At 62.2% G+C, this 23285-nt stretch carries 17 protein-coding genes; 13 read left to right on the top strand and 4 right to left on the bottom strand.

All coding sequences use genetic code 11. The features are described from left to right. Nucleotides 1–77 precede the first annotated feature (77 nt). The 5 genes from DYL59_RS24820 to DYL59_RS24800 all read left to right on the top strand — a co-directional run bounded on the left by DYL59_RS24820 (nt 78) and on the right by DYL59_RS24800 (nt 5450). The gene (locus DYL59_RS24820; protein ID WP_135291553.1) at nt 78–1145 is read left to right on the top strand and encodes a DUF2333 family protein; all 1068 of its coding nucleotides are present in this window, start codon (nt 78–80) and stop codon (nt 1143–1145) included. A 2-nt stretch (nt 1146–1147) separates the two neighbouring features. Then, nucleotides 1148–1684, top strand: coding sequence for an NUDIX hydrolase (locus DYL59_RS24815; RefSeq protein WP_135291552.1), 537 nt, complete (start codon nt 1148–1150; stop codon nt 1682–1684). A gap of 300 nt (nt 1685–1984) precedes the next feature. Continuing rightward, a complete protein-coding gene (locus DYL59_RS24810; RefSeq protein WP_005784408.1) occupies nt 1985–2356 on the top strand; it encodes a translation initiation factor Sui1 in 372 nt (123 codons plus the stop codon). Nucleotides 2357–2500: 144 nt separating this feature from the next. Next, the gene (gene speA / locus DYL59_RS24805; RefSeq protein WP_135291551.1) at nt 2501–4414 is read left to right on the top strand and encodes an arginine decarboxylase; all 1914 of its coding nucleotides are present in this window, start codon (nt 2501–2503) and stop codon (nt 4412–4414) included. Between the two features lie 142 nt (nt 4415–4556). Further along, on the top strand, nt 4557–5450 hold the full coding sequence (locus DYL59_RS24800) for an alpha/beta hydrolase (RefSeq protein ID WP_135291550.1): 894 nt from the start codon (nt 4557–4559) through the stop codon (nt 5448–5450). On the opposite strand, the gene DYL59_RS24795 is transcribed toward DYL59_RS24800, so the two are convergent. Beyond that, the gene (locus tag DYL59_RS24795) at nt 5395–6732 is read right to left on the bottom strand and encodes an MATE family efflux transporter (RefSeq protein ID WP_135291549.1); all 1338 of its coding nucleotides are present in this window, start codon (nt 6730–6732) and stop codon (nt 5395–5397) included. The two genes, DYL59_RS24800 and DYL59_RS24795, sit on opposite strands and share 56 nt — an antisense overlap. Before the next feature lie 316 nt (nt 6733–7048). Here DYL59_RS24795 and DYL59_RS24790 point away from each other — a divergent pair, with 316 nt between their 5' ends. Beyond that, the gene (locus DYL59_RS24790; protein ID WP_135291548.1) at nt 7049–11944 is read left to right on the top strand and encodes an alpha-2-macroglobulin family protein; all 4896 of its coding nucleotides are present in this window, start codon (nt 7049–7051) and stop codon (nt 11942–11944) included. Between the two features lie 138 nt (nt 11945–12082). Here the strand turns inward: DYL59_RS24790 and DYL59_RS24785 are convergent, their stop codons facing one another. Next, nucleotides 12083–12373, bottom strand: a complete 291-nt coding sequence (locus DYL59_RS24785; RefSeq protein ID WP_135291547.1) for a hypothetical protein — start codon at nt 12371–12373, stop codon at nt 12083–12085. A 241-nt stretch (nt 12374–12614) separates the two neighbouring features. Between DYL59_RS24785 and pbpC the strand changes: the two genes are divergently transcribed. The 6 genes from pbpC to DYL59_RS24755 all read left to right on the top strand — a co-directional run bounded on the left by pbpC (nt 12615) and on the right by DYL59_RS24755 (nt 19478). Further along, the gene (gene pbpC / locus DYL59_RS24780) at nt 12615–14927 is read left to right on the top strand and encodes a peptidoglycan glycosyltransferase PbpC (RefSeq protein ID WP_135291554.1); all 2313 of its coding nucleotides are present in this window, start codon (nt 12615–12617) and stop codon (nt 14925–14927) included. A gap of 177 nt (nt 14928–15104) precedes the next feature. Next, on the top strand, nt 15105–15413 hold the full coding sequence (locus DYL59_RS24775) for a MazG-like family protein (RefSeq protein ID WP_135291546.1): 309 nt from the start codon (nt 15105–15107) through the stop codon (nt 15411–15413). Continuing rightward, nucleotides 15406–16155 carry a methyltransferase gene (locus tag DYL59_RS24770; RefSeq protein ID WP_135291545.1) on the top strand — a complete coding sequence of 250 codons (750 nt, stop codon included), beginning with the start codon at nt 15406–15408 and terminating at the stop codon, nt 16153–16155. Before DYL59_RS24775 ends, DYL59_RS24770 begins: the two co-directional genes overlap by 8 nt. A 24-nt stretch (nt 16156–16179) precedes the next feature. After that, complete coding sequence (locus DYL59_RS24765) at nt 16180–16782, top strand: DUF4136 domain-containing protein (protein WP_135291544.1); 603 nt, start codon at nt 16180–16182, stop codon at nt 16780–16782. 44 nt (nt 16783–16826) lie between these two features. Beyond that, the gene (locus tag DYL59_RS24760) at nt 16827–17384 is read left to right on the top strand and encodes a DUF4136 domain-containing protein (RefSeq protein WP_135291543.1); all 558 of its coding nucleotides are present in this window, start codon (nt 16827–16829) and stop codon (nt 17382–17384) included. Between the two features lie 138 nt (nt 17385–17522). Then, complete coding sequence (locus DYL59_RS24755) at nt 17523–19478, top strand: pilus assembly protein TadG-related protein (RefSeq protein WP_135291542.1); 1956 nt, start codon at nt 17523–17525, stop codon at nt 19476–19478. Here DYL59_RS24755 and DYL59_RS24750 read toward each other — a convergent pair. Together DYL59_RS24750 and DYL59_RS24745 are read right to left on the bottom strand one after the other, a co-directional pair. Next, the gene (locus DYL59_RS24750; protein ID WP_135291541.1) at nt 19475–22201 is read right to left on the bottom strand and encodes a PAS domain-containing sensor histidine kinase; all 2727 of its coding nucleotides are present in this window, start codon (nt 22199–22201) and stop codon (nt 19475–19477) included. The two genes, DYL59_RS24755 and DYL59_RS24750, sit on opposite strands and share 4 nt — an antisense overlap. Next, entirely contained in the window at nt 22198–22647 is a 450-nt protein-coding gene (locus DYL59_RS24745) for a TadE/TadG family type IV pilus assembly protein (protein WP_135291540.1), read from the bottom strand. Before DYL59_RS24745 ends, DYL59_RS24750 begins: the two co-directional genes overlap by 4 nt. 72 nt (nt 22648–22719) lie before the next feature. Between DYL59_RS24745 and DYL59_RS24740 the strand changes: the two genes are divergently transcribed. Continuing rightward, a complete protein-coding gene (locus DYL59_RS24740) occupies nt 22720–23169 on the top strand; it encodes a prepilin peptidase (RefSeq protein WP_135291539.1) in 450 nt (149 codons plus the stop codon). Nucleotides 23170–23285: the final 116 nt, after the last annotated feature.

Here is a 23285-nt window from a genome sequence, read left to right as displayed (position 1 = left end):
TAGGGTTGTGGTCGGAGTGTTTGAACGCACGCCATCAATTCAAGTGCATGAACTCAAGTGATTGAAAGGATATCGCCATGCTGGACTGGAAAAACCGTGCAGGCAGTGCCAAAGGCCCCGCCCCTGAGCCCAAGTCGGCCAACCGCAGCTACGTTCGCAACCTGCTGATGAGCAAGGCCTTGCTCAGTCTGGTGGGCCTGTACCTGGTGGTCACCGGCGCCCTGGGTTGGTATTGGAGCGAAGAACCGGCGCTGTTCCCGGTCCAGCAAAACGCGCAGATCGCCGCTGAAAAAGACGGCAAGCAGATGGTGGTGGGCTTCACCACCGTCGAAACCCTCAAGACCGTAGTGGGCACCCTGCTGAACAAGCCGGGTGGCTACATTTCCAACGACCGCTTCCCACCGGGCCTGTGGATGGACAACATGCCAAGCTGGGAATACGGCGTGCTGGTTCAGGTGCGTGACCTGACCCGTGCCCTGCGCAAAGACTTCGCCCGTTCCCAGTCGCAGTCGGCTGAAGACGCTGACTTGGCCAAGGCCGAGCCGCGCTTCAACTTCGACAACAAGAGCTGGGTGCTGCCGTCCAGTGAGTCGGAATACCAGGAGGGCATCAACTCCCTGAGCCGCTACGAAGCACGCCTGTCCGACCCGAACCAGCGCGGCGCGCTGTTCTATGCCCGCGCCGACAACCTGAATAACTGGCTGGGCGATGTCGCGACCCGCCTGGGTTCGTTGTCGCAGCGCCTGTCGGCCAGCGTAGGCCGGGTCAAGCTCAACACCGCACTGAAAACCGAAGCCCTGGCGCCGGGTGAAGTGCCGCAGGTCGATGAAGAAGTGGTGGAAACCCCATGGATGCAGATCGACAACGTGTTCTACGAAGCCCGTGGCCAGGCGTGGGCGTTGTCCCACCTGCTGCGCGCCATTGAAGTCGACTTTGCCGACGTACTGGCCAAAAAGAACGCCACGGTCAGCGTGCGCCAGATCATTCGTGAACTGGAAGCGTCGCAAGAGCCGGTGTGGAGCCCGATGATTCTTAACGGCAGTGGCTTCGGTGTACTGGCGAACCATTCGCTGGTAATGGCCAACTATATTTCCCGGGCCAACGCTGCAGTGATCGACTTGCGTCAGCTCCTCAACCAGGGTTGATGATGGATGCCACTCAAAAAGAGGCCGCCCACCGTGCGGCCTCTGATGCCGAGCTGATCTGCTGGGTTGACGAGCAGGACAACCTGCTTGGCGCCCTGGTGAGGTCTGACCTGCGCCAGCGCGGCCTGATTGGCCGTTGCACCTTTATCTTCCTGTTCAATTCCAAGGGCGAGTTGTGTGTACACCGACGCACCCTGAGCAAAGCCATGTACCCCGGTTTCTGGGACACGGCAGCTGGGGGCATGGTGGCGGCGGGGGAAAGTTATGCCGTTTCGGCAGCCCGCGAACTGGAAGAAGAACTCGGCGTGGGCGGCGTGGAATTGGTCGAACATGACCACTTCTACTTCGAGGACGGCGACAGCCGGCTCTGGTGCACGTCCTACTCCGCCGTGTGGGACGGGCCGCTGCGTTTGCAGCCCGAAGAGGTCATGGAAGCTCGCTTTCTGTCTGTCGAAAATGTCCTACAGGAAGCTGAACAAAAGCCCTACTGCCCGGATGCCCAGGAGGGCTTGCGCCGCTATCTGGCCTCACGTCGCTAAAGCTGCACAAATTGGCGCCATTTGGCCCTTAGCAAGTCGGCTTTTTGCCGTTACACTGCGCGACTTTTCACCCGAGCCGTCCTGTCTTTACTGTAGAGCGAGCTTGCTCGCGAAAAGCTCACGAGCGCCGCGGTCATCCTGAATGCCCGCGTCATCGTTGACGATCTTCGCGGGCAAGCTCGCTCCTACAAAGAGGGGCAGGGCGGTTCGGTAGCGCTGCCCCTGCCTGAGTGGGGCTTCGCGGTCGGTGTTCCCCTTGGCGGGCGCCGATCAGTCTTTGTCCTCCCAAGAGGATTGCCGGTGGCCAAAAAAGCCGCATCCTTCGCCGCCCTTGGTGGTCTGGTATTTTCCACCGACGCAGGTCGACACTGCCCGGACTGTCGTCAGCCCGTGGATTCGTGTACCTGCAAACAAACCCTGATCCCCGAAGGCGACGGTATTGCCCGCGTGCGACGCGAGAGCAAAGGCCGTGGCGGCAAGACGGTGACCACCATCACCGGCGTGCCGTTGGCCGAGGATGCCCTGAAGGAACTGGCCACCACGCTGAAAAAGCGCTGTGGCACCGGTGGCGCGTTGAAAGACGGCGTCATCGAGATCCAGGGCGATCATGTCGAGTTGCTGTTGGCCGAGCTGATCAAGCTTGGGTACAAGGCCAAGAAGTCCGGCGGCTGAAAAGCCTCTTCCCGACCTGTGTCTAAACTCTGTCCTGCGCGTGGGGTCCTACCTTGCACGCAGGCAAATCGTCATTTTCATTCTTTAGACTGCGCCAGCCTCTGACAGGGGCGGTGTTTTCGACTTCATTTATAGGGGACTTCGATGTCCGTACGACGCACACGCAAAGACGATGGCAGCCAATGGACAGTTGCGGACAGCCGCAGTGTTTACGGGATTCGCCATTGGGGGGCCGGGTATTTCGCGATCAATGAAGCCGGTCGCGTTGAAGTCCGTCCGAACGGTCCGAACAGCACGCCCGTCGACCTGTACGAGCAAGTTGACGAGTTGCGCAAAAGCGGCCTGTCCTTGCCGTTGCTGGTGCGCTTCCCCGACATTCTGCAAGACCGTGTACGCCAGCTGACCGGCGCCTTCGATGCGAACATCGAGCGCCTGGAATACCAGAGCAAGTACACCGCGCTGTACCCGATCAAGGTGAACCAGCAGGAAGCGGTGATCGAGAACATCATCGCCACCCAGAACGTCTCCATCGGCCTGGAAGCCGGCTCCAAGCCTGAGCTGCTGGCCGTGCTGGCCCTGGCGCCGAAGGGCGGCACCATCGTGTGCAACGGTTACAAGGACCGTGAGTTCATCCGCCTGGCGCTGATGGGTCAAAAGCTTGGTCACAACGTGTTCATCGTGATCGAGAAAGAATCCGAAGTGGAACTGGTGATCGAAGAGGCCGCCAGCCTCAAGGTCAAGCCACAGGTCGGCCTGCGCGTGCGCCTGTCGTCCCTGGCATCGAGCAAGTGGGCAGACACCGGCGGCGAAAAATCCAAATTCGGTTTGTCGGCGGCGCAGCTGCTGTCGGTGGTCGAGCGCTTCCGCGCCGCTGGCCTGGACCAGGGCATCCGCCTGCTGCACTTTCATATGGGCTCGCAGATCGCCAACCTGGCCGACTACCAGCACGGGTTCAAGGAGGCCATTCGTTACTACGGCGAACTGCGCAACCTGGGCCTGCCGGTGGACCACATCGACGTGGGCGGCGGCCTGGGTGTTGACTACGATGGTACCCACTCGCGCAACGCCAGCTCCATCAACTACGACATGGACGACTACGCCGGTGTGGTGGTGGGCATGCTCAAGGAATTCTGCGACGCCCAGAGCCTGCCGCACCCGAACATCTTCTCCGAAAGCGGCCGTTCCCTCACCGCGCACCACGCCATGCTGGTGGTGCAGGTCACTGACGTCGAGAAACACAACGACGAAATCCCAGTGATCGAAAACAAGGAAAGCCTGCCCGAAACCGTGCAATGGCTGGTGGACCTGCTGGGCCCGACCGACATCGAGATGGTCACCGAAACCTACTGGCGCGCCACCCACTACATGAGCGACGTGGCCACCCAGTACGCCGACGGCAAGCTGACCCTGGCCGAAAAAGCCCTGGCCGAGCAATGCTACTTCGCCGTGTGCCGCCGCCTGCACAACTCGTTGAAAGCCCGCCAGCGCTCGCACCGCCAGGTGCTGGACGAACTCAACGACAAGCTGGCCGACAAGTACATCTGCAACTTCTCGGTGTTCCAGAGCCTGCCCGACACCTGGGCCATCGGCCAGGTATTGCCGATTTTGCCGCTGCATCGCCTCGACGAAGAACCGCTGCGCCGTGCCGTGCTGCAAGACCTGACCTGCGATTCCGACGGCAAGATCAAGCAATACGTCGACGAGCAGTCTATCGAGACCAGCCTGCCGGTACATGCCTTGAACGAAGGTGAGGACTACTTGCTGGGTATTTTCCTGGTGGGTGCCTACCAAGAGATCCTGGGCGACATGCACAACCTGTTTGGTGACACCGACTCGGTGAACATCTACCAGCGTGATGACGGTTCGGTGTACAGCGCCGGGATCGAGACCCACGACACCATCGAAGACATGCTGCGCTACGTGCACTTGTCGCCGGAGGAGTTGATGACGCACTACCGTGACAAGTGCGCGAGCGCGAAGATCAGTGCTGCGGAGCGTACGCAGTTCCTGGATGCGTTGCGATTGGGGCTGACGCGGTCTTCGTACCTGTCTTCATAATCTGAGTTGACATAAATCTAATGTGGGAGGGGGCTTGCCCCCGATAGCGATGTATCAGTAACAGATTAGTTGCCTGACACACCGCCATCGGGGGCAAGCCCCCTCCCACATTTGGATCACCTTTACACATGAGGGCTTAGCGATGTCGAGCAGGTTCTTACAAGCCTTCACCCTGGCACTCACTGCATTCCTCGCGGCCTGCTCACCCATCAACGTGATCAACGCCCTAACACCCTCCAGCACCTTCAGCAAAACTTCAGGCCTCGCCTACGGCACTGACCCCCGCCAGACACTCGATATCTACCGCCCCGCGCCCGCTATCCCCAACGCCCCCGTGGTGGTGTTTTTCTACGGCGGCAGCTGGAACTCAGGCTCCAAGGACGACTACGGCTTTGTCGGCGAAGCCCTGGCCTCACGGGGCATCGTCGTGGTAATCGCGGACTACCGGCTCTACCCGCAAGTGCGGTACCCCGCTTTTCTCCAGGACGGCGCCCAAGCGGTGGCCTGGACGCATCAGCATATTGCCCAATACGGCGCCGACCCCAGGCAGCTTTATGTGATGGGCCACAGCTCCGGCGCCTATAACGCCTCGATGTTGGCGCTGGATGCGCGTTGGTTGAATGCAGTGGGTTTATCGCCGTCGATCTTCAAAGGCTGGATCGGCCTGGCCGGGCCCTATGACTTCCTGCCGATTGAAAACCCGGATGTAAAACCGGTGTTCTTCTTCCCCGACTCGCCGCCCGACTCCCAGCCGATCAACCATGTCAGCCGTGATGCACCGCCAACCCTGTTGATCGCCTCGACAGGCGACAAGCTGGTCAACCCCACGCGCAATACTGGTGGGCTGGCCGAGCAATTACGGGCAGCAGATGTACCCGTTGAAACGTTCTACTTCAGCAAGACCAACCACCAGACCTTGGTGGCGGCGATCTCAAAACCATTGCGCTGGCTGGCGCCGGTCCTGGACCGCGTCACCGCATTTATCCAAGCCACTGGTCCTGCCGATTCAAACGCCACGCAATCGCCCACAAAGTAAGGCTGCGCAAGGCCATGAACAGCAGGAAGGTGATCCACAGGCCGTGGTTGCCCAAGCCCTGCAACGCCCAGGCGATCGGCAGCGTCAGCAGCACGGTGAGCAGCATGCCGTTGCGCATTTCCCGCGCGCGGGTGGCGCCGATGAACAGGCCGTCCAGCAAGTAGCTCCACACCGCAATCAATGGCAGCACAGCCAGGTAAGGCAGGTAGATGTCAGCGGTTTCGCGCACGCTGGGGATGTCGGTTTGCATGGCGATAAACAGGTGCCCGCCGAGGGTGAACAACAGGGCGAAGCCGACGCTGGCAATCAACGACCAGCCGCCGGCCACCACCAGTGAGCGGCGCAGGGCATGGCGGTCATGGGCGCCGATTGCATGGCCGCACAGGGCTTCGACCGCGTGGGCCAGGCCGTCCAGCGCGTGGGCCGTGAGCAGCAGGCCGTTGAGCAACAACGCATTGGCCGCCACGGTGGCGTCGCCCAGGCGTGCGCCTTGCACGGTGATCATGAAGAACACCGATTGCAGCGCCAGGCTGCGGATAAAGATGTCGCGGTTCACGGCCAGCAGCGGACGCCAGTTGTGCCACAGCTTCAGCGCCGCCCAGGCGATATGGCCGGGGTAGGCGCGCAGGGCTTTTTGCGTCATGGCCAGGCCGAGCAGGGCGCCGGTCCATTCGGCGATCACCGAGGCGCGCGCCGAACCCACCACCCCCCAATCCAGCCCAAGTACAAACCATAGGTTCAGGGCGATGTTCACCAGGTTGGTGGTCAGCAGGATCGCCAGCGGCGCACGGGCGTTTTGCGTGCCGAGGAACCAACCCACCAGCGCATAGCTGGCGAGGGCGGCGGGCAGGCCGAACAGGCGGGTGTGGAAAAAGTTCTGGGTCAGCTGATTGAGTTCGGGTGAAGGTTGCATCCATTCCAGCGCCAGGTGGCTGAACGGAATGCCGACCGTGCCCAGCAGCAGGGCCAGCCCTAGCGCCAGCAGCAAGCCTTGTAGCAGGATTTGCCGCAGTGCCGCCCCGTCATTGCGCCCGGCCGCCTGGGCGGCGAACCCGGTGGTGCCCATGCGCAGGAAACCCATGGCCCAGGCCAGGAAGGTATAGAGACTGGCGCCGACGGCCACGGCGCCCAACTGGTGGGCGTGGGGCAGGTGGCCAATGACCATGCTGTCGACCAGGGCTACCAGCGGCACCGAGATGTTCGACAGGATCATCGGCGCAGCTAACGCCCAGACGTTGCGATGCGTGGGGCGGTGGCGCCAGTCGGTGAGCAGGGATTTCATGAAGGCTCCTTGGAGGAGCAGCATTGTAACCGGCCCTCAGCAACACTAAAGGACCAATGTGGGAGGGGGCTTGCTCCCGATGGCGGTGGGTCAGTCAAATGAGTATTGGCTGACCCACCGCCATCGGGAGCAAGCCCCCTCCCACATTTACCTGTGTTTTCACATGTTGATCTTCAGTGGTTGTGGGATTTTGCTTGGCTTGCAGTCCTATCCAGAACCAAACCACCCTCCGTCGGTCAATGTGACCAGCACCACATCGGCCCCACTCAGGCTGATATATAGTTCATCCCTCGGCCCCTCCCATTACGAGTGCCCCATGCTTAACAAAGGACTGTTCCTGGCCTGTGCGCTGGCCCTGCTGAGCGCCTGCGATTCCTCCGATAAACCCACAGCACCGCCTGCGCCCACCGTGGCGCCAGCGGCAAAACCGGCCAAAGCGGTAGTGGACGTGGCGGCATTGAAGCAACGCTACGCCGGGCGTGAGTTAAGCGTGGTGGACGTGTCCGAAGTGCAGCTCGACGGGGCCAGCACGCTCTCTGTGAGCTTTTCCATCCCGTTGGACCCCGATCAGAAGTTCGCCGACAAGCTCCACCTGGTGGACAGCAAATCCGGCAAGGTCGATGGCGCCTGGGAACTCTCCGATAACTTGATGGAATTGCGCCTGCGCCACCTGGAGCCACAGCGCAAACTCGTACTCACCGTCGATGCCGGGGTGAAGGCGGTCAACGACAACACCCTCGCCGCCGAGTACAGCGCCCGCCTGGAAACCCGCGACCTGCAAGCCACCGTCGGCTTCGCCAGCCGTGGCACCCTGCTGCCGACCCGACTCGCTGAAGGCTTGCCGGTGATCGCGCTGAATGTGGACAAGATCGACGTCGAGTTCTTCCGCATCAAACCCGAGTCCCTGCCTACCTTCCTGGCGCAGTGGGGGCGCAACACCAGCCTGCAAAGTTACGAATCCCGCGAACTGCTGCCCCTGGCTGACCTGGTCTACGGCGGCCGTTTCGACCTGAACCCGGCGCGCAATACCCGCGAAACCCTGTTGCTGCCCATCGCTGGTCTCAAGCAACTGCAGCAGCCGGGCGTGTACCTGGCGGTGATGCGGGCGTCGGGCACCTACAACTATTCCCAACCGGCCACGCTGTTCACCTTGAGCGATATTGGCCTGTCGGTGCACCGCTACGCCAATCGCCTGGATGTGTTTACCCAGGCGCTGGAAGGAGGCAAGGCCTTGGACGGTGTTGACCTCGAAGTGCTCGACGCCGAAGGCCGCGTAGTCGGCCAGGGCAAGACCGAAAAGGGCGGTCACGCCGAGTTGCCATTGCCGAAAAAGGCCCAGGTGTTGCTGGCCAAGCAGGGCGAGCAGACCAGCCTGTTGCGCCTGGACAGCGCCGCGCTGGACCTGGCCGAATTCGATATCGGCGGCCAACCGTCCCATCCCTTGCAGTTTTTTGTGTTCGGTCCGCGCGACCTGTACCGCCCTGGCGAAACCGTGCTGCTCAACGCCTTGCTGCGGGACAAGGATGGCAACGCCGTCAAACCCCAACCGGTGAGCGTCGAAGTGCGCCGCCCGGATGAACAGGTGAGCCGCAAATTCGTGTGGGATGCCGACGCTTCCGGCCTCTATCAATATCAACTGCAACTGGCCGGCGAAGCCCCGACCGGGCGTTGGCAACTGGTGTTCGACCTGGGCGACGGCAAGCCGCAGCTGTATGAATTTCTCGTCGAAGACTTCCTGCCCGAGCGTCTGGCGCTGGAACTCAAGGGCAGCGACACGGCCTTGAGCCCGGCGGACAATCCGGTGATCCACGTCAACGGTCGTTACCTCTACGGCGCGCCGGCATCCGGCAACCGCGTCAGTGGTCAGGTCTATGTGCGGCCATTGCGCGAAGCGGTCAAATCCTTGCCCGGCTACCAGTTCGGCTCCATCACCGAAGAAGAACTGAGCCAGGATTTCGAACTGGACGAAAGCGTCCTCGACGCCAAGGGCCAGGAAGAACTGACCCTGGAAAGCAAATGGGCCGACGCTAAGTCGCCGCTGCAACTGATTGTGCAAGCCAGCCTGCAAGAGTCGGGCGGGCGGCCGATCACCCGGCGCCTGGTACAACCGATCTGGCCAGCCGAGCAACTGCCGGGCCTGCGCGGGTTGTTTGACGGCAAGGAAACCAATGGCGATGGCCCGGCGGAATTCGAAGTGCTGCTGGCCAACCAGGAGGGCCAGAAGCTTGCCGCGCAAAACCTCAAGGTGCGCCTGGTGCGCGAGCGCCGTGACTACTACTGGAACTACTCCGAGAACGATGGCTGGAGTTACCACTTCAACGAGAAATTTCTCAATCTCGACGAGCAGACCCTCAACATCAAGGCCGGTGACACCGCCAAGGTCAGCTTCCAGGTGGAATGGGGCCCTTACCGCGTGGAGGTTGAAGACCCACAGACCGGGCTGGTGAGCAGTCTGCGTTTCTGGGCGGGCTACCAGGCCCAGGACAATACCGAGGGCGGCGCCGTACGCCCCGACCAGGTCAAGCTGGCGCTGGATAAACCGGCGTATGGCGATGGCGATACCGCCAACGTCACCGTCACCCCGCCTGCCGCCGGTAAAGGTTACTTGTTGGTGGAATCCGCCGAAGGCCCGTTGTGGTGGCAGGAAATCGACGTGCCCGCCGAAGGCAAAAGCTTCGCCGTGAAACTCGACCCGAAATGGTCGCGCCATGATTTGTACGTGAGCGCCCTGGTGATCCGTCCTGGTGAACGCAAAGCCAACATCACGCCTAAACGAGCGGTGGGCCTTCTGCACCTGCCGTTGGATCGCACACAGCGCAAACTCGGCCTGACCCTCACCGCACCGGAAAAAATGCGCCCCAAACAACCGCTCACAGTGAAAGTCGCCGCTAAAAATGCCGATGGCAGCGTGCCCAAGCAGGTGCATGTGTTGGTGGCGGCGGTGGACGTGGGCATCCTGAACATCACCGAATACCCTACGCCCGACCCGTACTCCAGTTTGTTTGGCCGCAAGGCCTACGGCGTGGACCAGTTCGACATCTACGGCCAGTTGATCGAAGCCGGGCAAGGCCGCCTGGCCAGCCTGGCGTTTGGTGGCGATGCGGCGCTGGCCAAGGGCGGTAAGCGCCCGGATACCAGCGTGACCATCGTCGCCCTGCAAAGCGCGCCGGTGACCTTGAATGAGCAGGGCGAAGGCGAAGTCAGCGTCGATATTCCCGACTTCAACGGCGAACTGCGCCTGATGGCCCAGGCCTGGAGCGATGACCGCTACGGCATGGCCGAAGCCAAGACGGTGATTGCCGCACCGCTGATCGCCGAGCTGTCGGCGCCGCGCTTTTTGGCCGGTGGCGACCAGACCACCTTGGCGCTGGACCTGTCCAACCTGTCGGGCAAGGCGCAGACACTCGACGTGCAGTTGAGTGCCGAAGGGCAGTTGGAGTTGGCCAGCAATGCCGCGCAAACCGTCGCGCTCACACAAGGCCAGCGCACCACCCTGCGTATCCCGGTCAAAGCCTGGGGCGGGCTGGGGCAGGGCAAGGTCAAGGTCACGGTGAACGGCCTCGACCTGCCGGGTGAGCACCTGCCGCCGTTCAGTCGCGAATGGACGTTGGGCGTGCGCCCGGCCTATCCGGCGCTGCTCAAGCATTACCGCGCCGTGCTCAAGGACCAACCGTGGAGCCTGCCAGCGGGTGCGCTGGATCAGTTCGATGCCTCGGGGCGCGAAGCGCTGCTGAGCCTGTCGAGCCGACCGCCGTTGAACCTCGGCGCGCAGATCAGCGCGCTCAAGGCGTACCCCTATGGCTGCCTGGAGCAGACCGCCAGTGGCCTGTACCCGTCGCTGTATGCCGATGATGCGTTGCTCAAGCGCCTGTCGATCAAGGGCGAGTCGGATGCCGAGCGCAAGCGCAAGATCGAAATCGGCATCGAGCGCCTGCTGGGCATGCAGCGCTACAACGGCAGCTTTGGCTTATGGGGCGCCGATGGCGAAGAGGAATATTGGCTGACGGCTTACGTCACCGACTTCTTGTTGCGCGCCCGCGACCAGGGTTTTGCGGTGCCGCCCGAGGCCCTGAAAAAGGCCAGCGAACGTTTGTTGCGCTATGTGCAGGAACGCAACCTGATCGAAGTCGACTACAGCGACAACGCCGACCACACCCGCTTTGCCGTACAGGCTTACGCCGGCATGGTGTTGGCGCGCAGCCAGCAGGCGCCGTTGGGCGCATTGCGCAGCATCTTCGAACGCCGCAGCGAAGCACGCTCCGGTTTGCCGCTGGTGCAACTGGCCATTGCCTTGCAGAAGATGGGCGATCAACCCCGTGCCGATCAGGCGTTGCTCGCAGGCCTTGCTGCACAGCGCAATGCCAATGAATGGCTGGCCGACTACGGCAGCCCGCTGCGCGACCAGGCGATGATCCTGGCGTTGCTCGAAGAGAACGACCTGGCCAAGGGCAAGCGTGAGGAACGCTTGTTTACCTTGTCGGATCAATTGGCGGCCAGCCCGTACCTGTCGACCCAGGAGCGTAATTCACTGTTCCTGGCAGGTCGCCTGGGGTTCGCCAAGCCGGATTCGAACTGGCAAGTGACGCTCACCGGCAGTGGCGGTGTGCAAGAACTGAATAACCAACAGTCAACGCTGGAACTGGAAGGCAAGTTGCTGTCCAGCGACCTCAACCTGAGCAATCAGGGCGAAGCGCCGGTGTACCAGCAACTGACGATATCGGGTTATCCACAAGTGCCGCCGACTGCGGGTGGGGATAACTTGAGTATCCGCCGCGAATACCTGGGCATGAACGGTCAGCCGTTGAACCTGCGCAACCTCAACAGCGGTGATCTGGTGCTGGTGCATCTGGCGGTGAGCGCCAAGCAGCGCGTGCCGGATGCCCTGGTGGTGGACCTGCTGCCTGCGGGCCTTGAACTGGAAAACCAGAACCTGGCACAAAGCGCGGCGAGTCTGGAAAACGCCAGCAGCCAGGTGAAGGAATGGCGCGAGTCGATGCAGAACGCCTCGCTCAAGCATCAGGAGTTCCGTGATGACCGCTATGTGGCGGCGCTGAACCTGGATGGCTATGGCACCACGCACCTGCTGTACTTGGCGCGTGCGGTGACACCGGGTACGTATCGGGTGCCGCCACCGCAGGTGGAGTCGATGTATCGGCCGAACTGGCAGGCGGTGGGCGAAACCCCGGCAGATCTGGTGATCAAAGGTCGCTGATCTCTTAACTTGAAATACAGGCCAAATGTGGGAGCGGGCTTGCTCGCGAAAGCGGTGTATCAGTATCAGATGTGCTGACTGACACTCCGCTTTCGCGAGCAAGCCCGCTCCCACAGGGGACTGAGGTTGTCTGGGGGCTTAGTGCACAACCCAACTCAGCAGCCACAGCCCCAGCATCAACCAGATCACCCCGATGATGATCGATGCCCGCATAAATGCTCGCACCGCCGAATACAGAAACAACAAGCCAACGATCAGGGTGACGATGCTGATGATCGAGGTGTCCATGCCCAGTGCACGGGACATGCCCTCGACAAAATCACCACCTGCACTGGACAGCAGATTGAACAGCCCGCTGAAGAACTCGACGATGTAATGGATGATGGAGCCGAGTGCATGACCCAGCCATCCGAAAAAATCTACTTGCATAGGTGCGTCCTGTTTGAAGGTGGGCGTATCTGTGAGTTTGGTTGTGATTGCTGGCGGCTAGTTCCCTACAAGCATAGAGGTTTGCCCGTTTGAGTTTGCGATTTATCAAGAGTGACGGATGTACTCGGTCCAATGTGGGAGCGGGCTTGCTCGCGAAAGCGGTGGGTCAGTGACATCTCTGTTGCCTGACCCACCGCCATCGGGAGCAAGTCGAATCGTCGCACCGCCCCTCCCACATTTACTGCGCTGGGCCTTGGGGCTCGCGGTGTTAGTGTTGGCACTGCTATGGCTCGCCGACCGCATCTGGCCTCTGCCGCTGCCTCAAGACGACCTGGCCCGCGTCGTACTCGCCGAAGATGGCACCCCCTTGTGGCGGTTCGCCGATGCCAACGGCGTGTGGCGCTACCCGGTACAAACCAATGAAGTCTCACCGTACTACCTCGACGCGCTGCTCACCTACGAAGACCGCTGGTTCTATCAGCACCCCGGCGTAAACCCGTTGGCGCTGGCGCGTGCGACGTGGCAGAACCTCACCGGCGCACGGGTGGTGTCCGGCGGCAGCACCTTGTCGATGCAGGTGGCGCGCCTGCTGGACCCCCATTCACGCACCTTCCACGGCAAGCTGCGACAACTGTGGCGCACCGCGCAGTTGGAATGGCACCTGTCCAAGGACGAAATCCTTAACCTTTACCTCAACCGCGCGCCGTTCGGTGGCACCTTGCAGGGTGTCGCCGCCGCGAGTTGGGCGTATCTGGGTAAGTCCCCGGCCCAACTGACCCACGCCGAGGCCGCGTTGCTCGCCGTACTGCCCCAGGCCCCCAGCCGCCTGCGCCCGGACCGTCACCCACAACGCGCCCAGCAAGCCCGCGACAAGGTGCTGCGCCGCCTCGCCGAATTCCAGGTATGGCCACAAAGCGCCGTGGATGAAGCCCTGGAAGAACCGCTGTTGCTCGCCCCGCGCCTGGAACCGAGCCTGGCACCGTTGCTGGCCCGTCGGCTGAACCGCCCCGACAGCCCGCCGCTGATCCGCACCACCCTGGACGCCACCTTGCAACGCCGCCTCGAAGACCTGCTGCTGGGCTGGCGCGCACGCCTGCCGGAGTACACCTCGGCCGCGATCCTGGTAGTGGAGGAAGACACCATGGCCGTGCGCGCCTACCTGGGCTCGGTGGACATCAACGATGCCAAGCGCTTTGGCCATGTGGACATGATCAGCGCGCTGCGCTCGCCCGGCTCCACCTTGAAGCCATTCCTGTACGGCATGGCCCTGGACGAGGGGCTGATCCACTCCGAGTCCCTGTTGCAGGATGTGCCACGGCGTTACGGCGATTACCGGCCGGGCAATTTCTCCATGGGCTTTACCGGCGCAGTGCCGGCCAGCACCGCGCTGTCCAGCTCACTGAACCTGCCGGCCGTGCAATTGCTGGAAGCCTACGGGCCCAAGCGCTTCGCGGCGCAGATGCGTATCGGCGGCGTGCCCCTGGCATTGCCTGCGTTGGCCGAACCCAATCTGGCGCTGATCCTCGGCGGCGCGGGCAGCCGCCTGGAAGACCTGGTGAGCGGCTACAGCGCCTTCGCCCGCGACGGCAAAAGCGCGACGATTCGCTTGCAGCCAGGCGATGTGCTCCGCGAGCGCCCAATGCTGTCACCCGGCGCCGCCTGGATTGTGCGGCGTATTCTCAGCGGCCAGGCACGCCCCGACCGCGACCCGCGCGCCGAACTGGTACAGCGCCCGGTATTGGCCTGGAAAACCGGCACCAGCTACGGTTTTCGCGATGCCTGGGCAATTGGCGTGGGGCCGCGTTATTTGATTGGCGTATGGATTGGCCGCCCGGATGGAACACCCGTGCCGGGGCAGTTCGGCCTGGCCTCGGCAGCGCCGCTGATGTTGCAGGTGCACGATGTGCTCACCAACCGTGACAGCCAGCGCGGCATCAGCGCACGGGTATTGCCGGTGCCCGCCAATGTCGGTGTGGCGGCGATCTGTTGGCCCCTGGGCCAGCCCATGAGCCGCACCGATCCCAATTGCCGTCGCCAACGCTTCGCCTGGACGCTGGACAACACCACGCCGCCGACCTTGCAGGCGCTGGACCAACCGTTGAGCGTGGGGTTGATGGAGAGCGTGTGGGTTAACGCCAAGGGGTTGCGGGTGGATGCGCGTTGCCCCGGCGCACAAGCGAAAAACGTCGTCCTGTGGCCCGCGCCGCTGGAGCCGTGGTTGCCCAGGGCCGAGCGGCGTGAAGCGCGCATCCCGGCGTCCGACCCGGATTGCCCGCCACCGGCGCTGGCGGCGGCGTCACCGCTGTCGATTGTGGGCGTGCGCGAGGGCGACCAACTGCGCTTGCCCGCCGCGAGCCAGCAGGCATTGCGCCTGAAGCTATCCGCGTTGGGCGGCAGTGGCAGGCGATGGTGGTTTCTCAATGGGGCGCCGCTGGGGGACAGTGCGAATCAGGACTTTATCAATGCCAGTTTTGAAAGGTTGGGGCGCTATCAGTTGAGTGTGCTCGATGAGGCTGGGCAGACGGCCAGGCTTGAGTTCAGTGTTGTGGACTAACCCCACTGTAGGAGCGAGCTTGCTCGCGAAAAACCAACAGGCACCGCGGACGACCTGAAACGCTGCGTTATCGTTGACGTTTTTTCGCGAGCAAGCTCGCTCCTACGCATCCGCACTACGGACGCTTGCCTTCAAGCCCAATCCCCCCGAAGCTACTCACCTTCAGGAGCCCCACGCATGAACCTCGAACACCTCACCGAACGCCTGCACCGCATCCGCGATAACAACGACTGGAAGCAGTTCCACAGCCCGAAAAACCTGGCCATGGCTGCCAGCGTGGAAATGGCCGAGCTGGTGGAAATCTTCCAATGGCTTACCGAAGACCAATCCCGCCAGTTGCCCGCCGACAAGCTCGCCCATGCCGGGCAGGAAGTCGGCGATATCGTGCTGTACCTGCTGTTGCTGTGCAGTGAGCTGGGCCTGGACATGAACGAGGTGGTGCGCGCCAAGTTGGCCGACAGCGAACGGCGGTTTGCCCATGAGTGACCGTCATTTCGACCAACTGGCCACGCGCTTTGCCGAAAAAATCTACGGCGGTGCCAAAGGCGCGATCCGCCTGGCGGTGCTGCAGGCCGATCTCACCGAGGCGCTGCCCCAACGCCCGTTGCGGGTGCTGGATATCGGTGCGGGCCTGGGCCATATGTCGTTGTGGCTGGCGCAGCAGGGCCATCAAGTGACCCTGGCTGAACCTGCCGAGCCGATGCTCGAAGGCGCGCGCCAGCGTTTCGCTGACGCCGGGCAAACCGCGACCTTTATCCATGCGCCCTGGCAAGACCTGCTCGGCCAACTCACCGAGCCCTACGACCTGGTGCTGTGCCACGCCGTGCTGGAATGGCTGGCCGAACCCCACGCGATCCTGCCGGTGCTGCACCAGCTCACGGTGCCCGGCGGCTGGTTGTCCCTGGCGTTCTACAACCGCGATGCGCTGATCTACCGTAATCTGCTCAAGGGCCACTTTCGCAAAATGCGCAAGAACGACATGGCCGGCGAAAAACAAAGCCTCACCCCGCAACAACCGCTGGACCCTCGGGAGCTGGCGGCGCAACTCGAAGGGCTTTGGCAGGTCGAAAGCCAAAGTGGCGTGCGCGTCTTCCACGACTATATGCCGGTGGAGTTCCAGGCCCGCGCCGATCTACAGGATTTGTTGGAGATGGAGCTCGCTCACCGTCGTCACCCAAGCTTTGCCGGACTTGGGCGTTATTTGCACTGGATCTGCCGTCCGGTTTAAGCGGCCCAGTCTGCGGAGGTCGAAATGCGTCGTCTCTGTTTGATCCTGTTGTCCCTCGGGCTGGCGGCTTGCTCCAGCCCCAATCCTTATGTAGCCGCTTCGGCGCCGATCCCGCCGGCGCCCGCCCAGGCGGCCAGCACCTTCGATGCCAGCGCTTACCCCGCGCCGGTGCGCGACTACGGTGCCTACCGCAATTGGGCCTGGCGCAACGGCCAACTGCCTGCGGGCTCGGCCTGGGCCGATTCGGCGCAGATCGCCGAAGCGGTCAGCGGCGCCCTCGACCAGCGCGGCTTGCGCCCCCTGCACGACAACCGCCCACCCGACTTGCTGGTGAGCGCCGATGTGCGCCTGGAGAAGCGTCTCAAGCAAGTCCAGGACGACTACGGCTACGGTTACGGCGGCTACAACCGTTATGGCAATGGTTATGGCATGTACAACTCGGTGCCGATCGCACGCACCTATGAAGTGACGGTGGCGGTGGTGCGGGTCGACCTGTTCGATGCCCGCAGCGGCCAGCCGGTGTGGAGCACCAGCGCCGAAACCGCCAGCCAGGGCAGCCTCAGCGAGCGCGCCGATGGGTTGCGCAAGGCGGTACAGAAGGCGATGAGCGCTTATCCGCCCAGTTAACCGCTATTCTCATCTCAGCGCTGTTCGCTTTATGGAGAAAAACCATGTTCCGTCGTATCGCAACCCTTGCTCTTGTAGTGCTGCTGGGCGGTTGCCAGACCAGCCAGGTCAACCACGATTTTGACGCCAGCCGCGATTTTGGCGCGTACCGCAACTGGGCCTGGAAAGACCCGGCCCTGCAATACCGCCCCGATGACCCGCGGATCAAGAGCGACCTCACCGAACAACGCATCCGCCAGGCGGTGGGCGAGCAACTCGACCAACGCGGCCTGCGCCCGGCTGCCGCCGGCACCAAGGCTGACCTGAACGTACAGGCCTACCTGATCGTCGAAGACCGCCAGCAGCAAGTCACCACCAACTACGGCGGCGCCTGGGGCGGCCCGTGGAACGGCTATTGGGGCGCGCCGATGTACAACGAGACGCGCAACATCACCTACAAAGTGGCGACCATCCAGATCGACCTGCTCGACGGCAAGGACGGCAAGCTGGTGTGGCGCGGCAGTGACGAGCAAATGATGAGCAGCACGCCGAACCCGCAGGATCGCAGCAATGCCATTCGCACCACGGTTACTCGCATCCTCTCCAGCTACCCCCCTCGCTAGGGACCAACGCAGGGCAAATGTGGGAGGGGGCAAGTCCCCTCCTACATTTGTCCTATGCAGGCACAAAATCCTGACCCCCCGCCAAGCCTTGTCTACACTCCAACTCACCCACGGAGAGTAAGCGCTAAGGAGTGCTCGATGTCTTTCCGACTTCGTTCCAGGCAACGCGGTGCGATTGGCTTGATGGCGGCAGGTACGCTGGCAATGGCCCTGGTGTTCATGTTGCTGGCGGTGGACAGCGGTCGCCTGTACCTGGAAAAGCGCAAATTGCAATCCATCGCCGACACCGCTGCGCTGGAAGCCGCCGGTCGCGGCGGCCTGTGCACCCCGACCACCACCGCCAACGACTACGCCAAGGAAAACGCCACGCGCAACGGCTTCACCGTGGTTGCTGGCGATACCAGCCGTGGCCTGGCCGTGACCTGCGGCGCCCTGGCAACCAATGCCAGTAATGTCCGCGTATTTACCGCTGACGCGACCAAAAGCGACGCCGTACGCGTGGTCGCCACCCGCAGCGTGATGTCCAGCATCGCCAGTGGTATCTGGAATATGTTCGGCGGCACGCCGCTTTCCTCGCAAACCACTCTGAGCGCCACTGCGGTGGCCGCCAACGCGCCGCCGGTGGCGCAACTGACGATTCGCAGCAACCTGGCCACTCTCGACTCCTCAAAGTCTGCGTTGCTCAACGCCACACTTGGCGGTTTGCTCGGTGGCAGCCTGTCGCTCACGGCCGCCGGGTGGAATGGATTGCTGAACACCAACGTGAACCTGCTCAGTTATCTGGACCAATTGGCGGTGCAACTGAACGTGAAGGCGGGGGATTACGACGCGCTGTTGAACACCGCCGTATCCGCCCGTGAGTTGATTGATGCCTCGGTGAAGGTGCTGCAAAAAAGCGGCGCGGCAGTCAGCGTCATCACTGATGCGATTTCGTTGAGCGCAATCGCGCCCAATACCCAATTGCTGAAAGTCGGCGACCTGCTGAATTTGGCCACGGGTACACCTGCCGCTGCATTGAATACCAATGTGCAGTTGTTTGGCTTGCTGCAAGGGGTGGCGCAACTGTCGAGTAACAAGAGCGCCGTGAGTGCCGCAGTGCAGGTCAACCTGCCGTTGCTGGGCAGCGTGGCGATCCAGACCAAAGTGATCGAGGCGCCCCAGTTGTCGGCCATTGGTAACCCGGAGAAGGCGAAGGCCGGGTTGAAGAACACCCCGGCGACCGACCAAATATTTGTGCGCACAGCCCAAGTTAGAACCTTGATATCGGTCGATATACCTGTGCTGAACACCGTGTCTGCGCTGGCGTCGGCAGTCACCAGCCTGGGGACGCCCGTCGCCGGTGTGGTCAATAACCTACTGCACCTTAACCTCGCCGGTGTGGTGAGTTCAGTGCTGTGCGCGGTGGTGTGTGATTCCACGGATATCCAGATCGCGACCAAGCTCGATATCCTGATCGAAGCCGGGGGGGCAGAAAGCCATGTCACTGATTTCAGTTGCGTGAGTACGGCCACCAAGTCGCTGACCGTGCAGGCCACCACCACCGTGGCGACGCTCACGGTGGGTAGTATCGATGGGACGTCGGCGTTCTCGTCGTCGGCGGCGGTTTCGGTGCAGCCCATCCGCCTGATCGATATTGGCTCCCGGCATTGCACGCTCATCATCCTTTGCGGTCAACGCACGCCCAATGTGGGCGGTGGTCTGATGTTGAAAGCCCAGTCCACCATTGGTGCGCAGACGGGCACCTTGCTCTACGCGGCCCCCAACTACCTGCCCAACGAAATGAACCTGGCGCCGACCTACCGAACCCTGCCGGGCAGCGCCGATATCATTGCCAGCCTGAGCGGTACGCTGAGTGGTCTTCAAGTGACTTATGCACCGCCCAGCGGGTCGGTTTCCAGTGGCTCGCTGGCGGGTGTCGCGGGCTTTTTGACCACGATCACCAACATCCTGGTGGGGGCCATCCAGGGGCTGCTATCGCCGATCCTGGACCCCATCGTCAATACGCTCTTGAAGGCACTGGGCATCAGCCTGGGCAATGCCGATGTGGGCGCCAACCTCAGTTGCCATATGGGCCGTGCGTATTTGGTGATCTAAAGCACTGGTAACTCAATACAGAACTTTGCGCCTTCCTCGCCATTGGCGACGCTCAAGCGCCCGCCCATGTTTTCCACGATGCCATAGCTGACCGATAACCCCAGCCCCGTGCCCACGCCAATGGGCTTGGTGGTGAAGAACGGCTCGAAAATCCGCTCCAGCAATCGAGGGTCGATGCCGCCGCCGTTGTCTTCGACCCAGATGCGCACATGACGGCTGTCGTGTTCGCAGTGCACGGCGATCCACGGGCGGAACTGTGGGTCTTTGCCGCGCTTGCCCAGCAAGGCATCCCGGGCATTGACCATCAGGTTGATCAGCACTTGCTCCAGTTGATCGACGTAGCCGTTGACCTGCACCCCACAATCCGCCGGGGTGATGCGCATCTCCACGCCCTTGCCCCGTAGCCCTTCGCCGAGCAATGACAACGTACCTTCCAGCGCCTGCGCCGGGTCGAAGGGTTGTTGCTCGATCTCCGAGCGGCGCCCGAATACGCGCATGTGGTCCACCACACGGGCGGCGCGTTGTACCTGGGCGTCGATGCGTTGGAGTTTTTCGGTGAGGTAGTCGATCTGCACATCACCGCTACTCAAGCGCTTGAGCACATTGACGACGGCCATGTGCATCACGTTCAGCGGCTGATTGATTTCGTGGGCCAGGCCGGTGGCCATCTCCCCCAAAGTGGCCATCTTGGCACTTTGGGTCAGTTGTTGCTGGGAACGGCGCACGTCGGTGTTGTCGCGGCCCACGGCCTGCACTTCCACCAGCGCGCCGTGTTCATCGAATACACCGCGATCCGACCACACCCACCAGGCATGCTCGCGCCCAGGCAGTTGCAGGCTGATTTCGGCCGTACTCACGGGGAATTCCGCCGTCAACTGGCTGATGCGTTGTACAAAGGCCTGGCGCTGTTCGTCCGACAGCCAATTGCCCAGGTTCAGGCCTGGGAGTTGGCTGGGCATGCATTCCAGGTAATTGGCCAGTGGCGTGTTGCCAAAGGTCAGGGTGAGGTCCGGTTGGTAGCGGCAGATCATCGCTGGCGAGTCTTCCACCAGGATGCGGTAGCGTTCTTCACTCTGCCTGATGTGCTCGGCCGCCAGAGTGGCGTCGGTGACATCCAGCCACAGGCCCACCGCTTCCACGGGCAGGCCCAGGTCGTCGCGCAACAGCTTGGCCTCGTCCAGCAGCCAATGGTAATGGCCCTGTTTGTCGCGCAGACGATAGCGGCTGCGCACGGTGCCTTCGCGCAGCAGTTGGCGGGTGCGTTCAAAGTAAAGATCGCGGTCTTCGGGGTGGATCAGTGAGACCAGGCTGGTGTGGTCGCAGTCGGCCAGGGTCCAGCCCAGGAGCGGCAGCAGGCTGTCGCTGAAAAACGCCGGATGCAGGGCGCCGTTGATGTAGCGTTGTACATAGATCACCGCCGGTGAGCTGGCGATCAGGTTGTCCAGGCGCGCATGGGCGGCGGCGGCTTGCAGTTGCTGGTTCTTGATGTCGCTGATGTCGAGCATGAAGCCGATCCAGCGGCGGTTGTCACCCGCGCCCAGCACTTGGCCCTGTACGCGGTACCAGATGGGCGTGTGGTCGGTATCGCTGCGTTGCAGGCGCACGCTGGCCAGCAGGGGCTTGCCCAGGGCTTGCAGGTCTTGCAGACGGCTGTTGAGTTCCTGGCGGTCGGCGGGGTGGATCAGTTCCAACCAGGCATCCAACCCCTGGCGGGTGGCGCCGTCTTCCTGGCCCAGGCTGTGCAGTAACTGCGGGGCCAACTGGATCTGCTGGGTGGCCGGCAGCAACTCCCACCAGCCGGTGCCGAGCAAGCCTTGCAAGGCTTCGACCCGTTCCAGTTGCTGGTGATGACGCTGTTCCCGCAGGCGACTGAGCAGCGGCGCGGCGAGGGCGGCGGTGAGGTTCAGCCAGTCGCGGTCACTGGTGTGTGGCTGGCTGTTGTAGAGGCCGCAGAGTAACCAGGCGGCGACGCCCTGGCTGTCACGGTACGGCACCAGGAAGCCATCGGTATTGCCGAAGATGCTGTGTAAGGGCGGGTTGTCACTGCGCCCTTGGGCCAAGCTCAGCGGTGCGTTGCCGTTGGCGCTGTCCAGGCTGATCCCCAGGTGCTGGTCGGTTTGCCACAAGGCTGGCGCGTCATGGGCGGCGTATTGGCTGTAGATCCGCCAGCCCTGGTCTTCTTCATCCAGCAAGGCCATGGCCACGCAGGGAATGTGCCACTGCTGGGCCAAGCTGCGCAGGTGCTCGCTGAACACTTCGGGCAAGCGGGCCAGGCTGCAGACCCGCAACTGTTCGCTCATCTGGCAGGCCATCACGTAATTGTGATCGCGTTGCTGGGCCAATTGGCGGCCCGCGAGCAAGTCGCCGACGTCAAGCAGGCGCAGGCTCCAGCCGTCACCGTCGGGCTCTATCCAGCCGCGTGTGTGCAAGACCATGTCAGCAGTGCCCTGAAAATCCAGGTCCAGGGTTTGACGCTGCCAGTCAGCAGGTGAGCCTTCGATGCTCAGGGCGCTGCTGGCGCACAGCAGTTCCCGTAGCAGTGGCCTGGCGTCGCCCAAGGCGTGTGCGGCCAACTGCGAGCGCAGGGTGCCATTGACCGTCAGCACATGGCCCTGATGATCCAGTTGCAGCTGCAGCCCGGTAGGGTGCGCGATCGGCGTATCGAGGGTCAGCGCGCTGGAGCGACCCAACAGGCGCCCGAAGAGGTTATCCCCCGAGGTCAAAACTGAAGGCTCGAACGGGCGGTGAGGTTGGTCGGCAGGTTCGGTACGGTGCCGACGCCGGGCACCACCAGCGCCGGAAACACCGAGTAAATTTTGCTGGTGGGGTAGGTGATCGTCACTGTCAGGGTGAGGGGAGTGCCTACGTAGGTGGCGCTGATGTAGTCGGAGGAAAACTGAAAGCTGGGCGGGATCCAGTTCAACTGAGTGATCACGGTGTTTTTGGCGCGATCAGTGACCTGGGTCGCGTAATTGTTGCCTGCGGCAATCGGGTCAACCGCCATGGCCTGGCGCACAGCCTCTGCGGCCGCTTGGTTGAACGACTGCATCAACAACAGCGGCAGGCTATAGCTGATCAACCCGTAGAACACGGCGAAAAAGATGCCGAACACCAAGGCGAACTCAATCGCCGCAGCACCTTTTTGCTTTCTAGGGAGGCCTGTTTTCATGACTACGTCTACCCTGACGGCTACTACTTGATATCAGCATAGAATCATTCAGCAAAAAGGGATGTTTTTTACGTGATCCATGGCGTGGTTTTGTTGCTCTGGCTGGGGCTCTGTGCGGTGCAGGATAGTCGTCAACGGCAAATCGCCAATGCCTTGACCCTGGGGGGGGCGTTGTTGGCGTTGATCTACCTGCTGTGGACGGGCACCACATGGCTGGGCGCGCCGGCCGGCGAGGGCGGCTGGGCCTTTGCCCTGGCGTTGCTGTTGACCCTGCCGGGTTATGCGCTGGGGCGCTTTGGTGCGGGGGATGTGAAACTGATGGCCGCGCTGGCGTTGGCCACCACCGCCGACTATTTGTTGTGGTCGCTGATCGGCGCTGCGGTGACACAAGGGGCCTGGTTACTTATTAGTCAATGGCTTAGCAAGCGTCGTAGGGCACCTCTGGCAAAAGCGTCAACGAAACAGCCTTTCGCACCGTTTGTATTGACAGGGTTTGCGCTCTACTGGCTTTGGATCCATTAGTCGCACAAGGCCTCTATCGCTATGTACATAGTCGGAAAGTAGGTCTACGTTTATTGGAGATATGTGTAGGATTCTTCGTCGAAAAGGATCGGTCAAACTTTTGGCTTGCCAGGCAT

The sequence above is a fragment of the Pseudomonas kairouanensis genome (assembly GCF_004682055.1).
GTDB lineage: Bacteria > Pseudomonadota > Gammaproteobacteria > Pseudomonadales > Pseudomonadaceae > Aquipseudomonas > Aquipseudomonas kairouanensis.
Note: the sequence above shows the minus strand (reverse complement) of the source record. Positions and strands in the feature narration are given on the sequence as shown.

Bases quoted from the DNA above. Each gene is read 5' to 3' on its own strand.
- DYL59_RS24820 (WP_135291553.1), top strand. From the start codon at position 78: ATGCTGGACTGGAAAAACCGTGCAGGCAGTGCCAAAGGCCCCGCCCCT.
- DYL59_RS24815 (WP_135291552.1), top strand. From the start codon at position 1,148: ATGGATGCCACTCAAAAAGAGGCCGCCCACCGTGCGGCCTCTGATGCC.
- speA (WP_135291551.1), top strand. From the start codon at position 2,501: ATGTCCGTACGACGCACACGCAAAGACGATGGCAGCCAATGGACAGTT.
- DYL59_RS24800 (WP_135291550.1), top strand. From the start codon at position 4,557: ATGTCGAGCAGGTTCTTACAAGCCTTCACCCTGGCACTCACTGCATTC.
- DYL59_RS24795 (WP_135291549.1), bottom strand. From the start codon at position 6,732: ATGAAATCCCTGCTCACCGACTGGCGCCACCGCCCCACGCATCGCAAC.
- DYL59_RS24790 (WP_135291548.1), top strand. From the start codon at position 7,049: ATGCTTAACAAAGGACTGTTCCTGGCCTGTGCGCTGGCCCTGCTGAGC.
- DYL59_RS24785 (WP_135291547.1), bottom strand. From the start codon at position 12,373: ATGCAAGTAGATTTTTTCGGATGGCTGGGTCATGCACTCGGCTCCATC.
- DYL59_RS24775 (WP_135291546.1), top strand. From the start codon at position 15,105: ATGAACCTCGAACACCTCACCGAACGCCTGCACCGCATCCGCGATAAC.
- DYL59_RS24770 (WP_135291545.1), top strand. From the start codon at position 15,406: ATGAGTGACCGTCATTTCGACCAACTGGCCACGCGCTTTGCCGAAAAA.
- DYL59_RS24765 (WP_135291544.1), top strand. From the start codon at position 16,180: ATGCGTCGTCTCTGTTTGATCCTGTTGTCCCTCGGGCTGGCGGCTTGC.
- DYL59_RS24760 (WP_135291543.1), top strand. From the start codon at position 16,827: ATGTTCCGTCGTATCGCAACCCTTGCTCTTGTAGTGCTGCTGGGCGGT.
- DYL59_RS24755 (WP_135291542.1), top strand. From the start codon at position 17,523: ATGTCTTTCCGACTTCGTTCCAGGCAACGCGGTGCGATTGGCTTGATG.
- DYL59_RS24745 (WP_135291540.1), bottom strand. From the start codon at position 22,647: ATGAAAACAGGCCTCCCTAGAAAGCAAAAAGGTGCTGCGGCGATTGAG.